The sequence below is a fragment of the Micromonospora sp. HNM0581 genome, from assembly GCF_012726175.1.
In the GTDB taxonomy this organism is placed as follows: Bacteria; Actinomycetota; Actinomycetes; order Mycobacteriales; family Micromonosporaceae; genus Micromonospora.
This window is the reverse complement of record NZ_JAASAD010000058.1, coordinates 1-1,319: the sequence shown is the minus strand read 5'-3', so window position 1 is coordinate 1,319 and position 1,319 is coordinate 1. Positions and strand designations below refer to the sequence as shown.

General features: G+C 70.3%; 1 protein-coding gene and 1 pseudogene. Both read left to right on the top strand.

Features of this window, described 5'->3' with window-relative positions; genetic code table 11:
- Positions 1-60: 60 nt before the first annotated feature.
- Positions 61-360, top strand: a pseudogene (locus HCA58_RS23060) (transposase); the annotation flags it as partial.
- Positions 361-377: 17 nt separating this feature from the next.
- Positions 378-1,274: an IS3 family transposase gene (locus HCA58_RS23055; protein WP_169600148.1), complete on the top strand. Its 897-nt coding sequence runs from the start codon at positions 378-380 to the stop codon at positions 1,272-1,274.
- Positions 1,275-1,319 lie beyond the last annotated feature (45 nt).

The following is a 1,319-nucleotide window of genomic DNA, read 5'->3' as shown; positions in this document are numbered from 1 at the left end:
TGGGCCTGACCCGGTTTGACGGACATCCCAGGTCAGAGGGGCTGTGTGCTCCTCGGGAGGATGTTCATCATGGAAGGCATGGGCAAGAAACCACGCCGGCCGCGCAGAGCGTTCACGCCGGAGTTCAAGGCGGAGATCGTCGAGGTGTGCCGGCGGGGTGACCGATCGGTGGCGCAGGTCGCGAGGGACTTCGACCTGACCGAGACCGCGGTCCGTGAGTGGGTCAGGCAGGCCGACATCGACGCCGGCACCCGCAGCGACGGGTTGACCAGCGACGAGCGCGACGAGCTGGCGCGGCTGCGGCGGGAGAACCGCCGGCTCCGCGAGGACGTCGACATCCTGAAACGGGCCACGGCTTTCTTCGTGAGGGAGACCCGGTGAACGTGTACCCGTTCATCGAGGCGGAGAAGGCGCGGCCCGACGGGAACGTGAAGCGTTCCTGTGAGCTGCTGGAGGTCTCCCGGTCCGCCTACTACCAGCACCGTGCCGGGCCGTCGCGGCGGGAACGCGACGACGCAGACCTCGCCGCCCGCATCGCGCAGATCCACGCCGACTCGGCCGGCACCTACGGCGCACCCCGGGTCCGCGCCGAACTCGCCGCCCAGGGGCGGCGGCACTCCGGCAAGCGGGTCGCCCGGCTGATGCGGGGCGCCGGGTTGTGCGGCCGCACGCCGAAGCGGTGGCGCACCACGACCGTGCCCGACCCGGGGGCGGCGTTGTCGGCGGACCTGATCCGCCGGGACTTCGACGTCGCCGCCGGCCGGGTCGACACCCGCTGGTGCGGCGACATCACCTACATCCACACGTGGGAGGGCTGGCTGTACCTCGCCACCGTCATCGACATCGCCTCACGCCGGGTTGTGGGCTGGGCGACCGCCGACCACCTACGGACCGATCTGCCCGCTCAGGCGTTGTCCAACGCGATCGCCGTCCGACGCCCGACCGGGCCGGTGATCTTCCACAGCGACCGGGGTTGCCAGTACACGAGTGCGCAGTACGCCCGGCTGGCCGACCGCAACGGGGTGCGGTTGTCGGTCGGTGGGCGGGGTCAGTGCTGGGACAACGCCGTCGCGGAGTCGTTCTTCGCCACGATCAAGACCGAACTGCTCGACCGGAGGGCGTGGCCGACCCGGGCCGCCGCCCGTGCGGCGATCTTCGAGTGGATCGAGGGGTGGTACAACACCCGCCGCCGCCATTCCACCCTGGACTACATGAGCCCGGCCGAGTATGAGGCGACGGCCTATTCCCGCAGGCCAACGAGCAAGGTAGCGTGAGATCAACTTACCGACCCTGTCCGTCAAACCGGGTCAACCCCAGGG